Annotated in this window: 1 protein-coding gene; it reads right to left on the bottom strand. The window is 71.2% G+C overall.

The window, feature by feature from the left end; genetic code table 11:
• A partial coding sequence (gene pyrG / locus FOE67_RS24380) for a CTP synthase (RefSeq protein ID WP_182666988.1) occupies positions 1-1,565 on the bottom strand: 1,565 nt, incomplete at its 3' end.
• Positions 1,566-1,883 lie beyond the last annotated feature (318 nt).

The following is a 1,883-nucleotide window of genomic DNA, read 5'->3' on the forward strand; positions in this document are numbered from 1 at the left end:
GGGTGGGCCTGGGTGGCCACCAGATAGGGGTGGGTTTCGCGCGGGTACTCGACGAACTCCACGAGCTTGTTGTCGGGCGAGGTGCCGGAGAAGACCAGACCGGCCTTCTTCTCCAGCTCCGAGCGGTAGGCGTTGTTCACCTCGTAGCGGTGGCGGTGGCGCTCCTCCACGTAGGGCTCACCGGCGTACGCCTCCCGGACCACCGACCCCTCGGCCAGCTTGGCGGGGTACAACCCCAGTCGCATCGTGCCGCCCAGGTCTCCCTCGCCGGCGACGATGTCGAGCTGCTCCTCCATGGTGGAGATCACCGGGTGGGCGGTGGCCCGGTCGAACTCGGTCGAACCGGCGTCCTCCAGCCCGGCCAGGGAGCGGGCCGCCTCGATCACCACGCACTGCAGCCCCAGACACAGGCCCAGCAGCGGAACCCGGTTCTCCCGGGCCCAGCGGATGGCGCCGATCTTGCCCTCCACGCCCCGCTCGCCGAAGCCGCCGGGGATGCAGACCGCGTCGACGTCGCCGAGTTGCCCGCGGGCGCCGTCCGGGGTGCGGCAGTCGTCGGAGGTGACCCACTTCACGTGCACCCGGGCGCGGTTGGCGAAGCCACCGGCCCGGATGGCCTCGGTCACCGAGAGGTAGGCGTCGGGCAGGTCCACGTACTTGCCGACCAGGGCGACCGTCACCTCGTGCTCGGGCGAGTGCACCCGGCCCAGCAGGTCGTCCCACTGGGTCCAGTCCACGTCCCGGAAGGGGAGGTCCAGGCGGCGCACCACATAGGCGTCCAGGCCCTCGGTGTGCAGCACCTTGGGGATGTCGTAGATGGACTTCGCGTCGATGGCGGCCACCACGGCCGCCTCGTCCACGTCGCACATCAGGGAGATCTTGCGCTTGATGGAGACCGGCACCTCCCGGTCGGCGCGCAGCACGATGGCGTCGGGCTGGATGCCGATGTTGCGCAGGGCGGCGACGGAGTGCTGGGTGGGCTTGGTCTTCAGCTCGCCGGAGGGGCCGATGTAGGGCAGCAGGGAGATGTGCACCACGAAGACGTTCTCCCGGCCCACCTCGTGCCGCACCTGCCGCACGGCCTCCAGGAAGGGGAGCGACTCGATGTCGCCCACGGTGCCGCCCACCTCGGTGATCACCACGTCCACGTCCTCGGTCGCCATGCGACGGACCCGGTGCTTGATCTCGTTGGTGATGTGCGGGATGACCTGCACGGTGTCCCCGAGGTACTCGCCGCGCCGTTCCTTGGCGATGACCGAGGAGTAGATCTGGCCGGTGGTGACGTTGGCGCTGGCGTCCAGGTCCACGTCGAGGAAACGTTCGTAGTGGCCGATGTCGAGGTCGGTCTCGGCTCCGTCGTTGGTGACGAACACCTCACCGTGCTGGAAGGGGTTCATCGTGCCGGGGTCGACGTTGAGGTAGGGGTCGAGCTTCTGCATCGTGACCCGCAGGCCCCGCGCCTTGAGCAGGGCTCCCAGGCTGGACGCGGTGAGGCCCTTGCCGAGCGAGGAGGCGACACCTCCGGTGACGAAGATGTGCTTGGTCGTCGAGGTGCTGAGCGGCATGGCCAAGAGAGCGCTCCCGTGGTCGCGAGGTCGATTGCACGTCGGCGCCGGGGGCGGGATGATGAGAAGTTCCGTCGGGGCGCCGCCGCTGCGGTTCGGGGGTTTTCGGCCCTCCGCTCCACGGACCACCAGCGTATCAGCGCCGGAAGGCGCGGACACGGTCCGCCCCGGGCCGAGCGCCGCCCTCCGGGCGCACGCCGGGTGCCGGCCCCGACCGCCGCGAGCCCTCCCGCGGACCTTCCGGCCCGGGCGCGCGCCCGGTGACCGGCACCGGTGGGCGCCGGCCCCGGCGCGCCGGGGCCCGGGGCGGGTGGGGCC

It is taken from the genome of Streptomyces calidiresistens (assembly GCF_014141525.1).
Classification (GTDB): Bacteria; Actinomycetota; Actinomycetes; order Streptomycetales; family Streptomycetaceae; genus Streptomyces; species Streptomyces calidiresistens.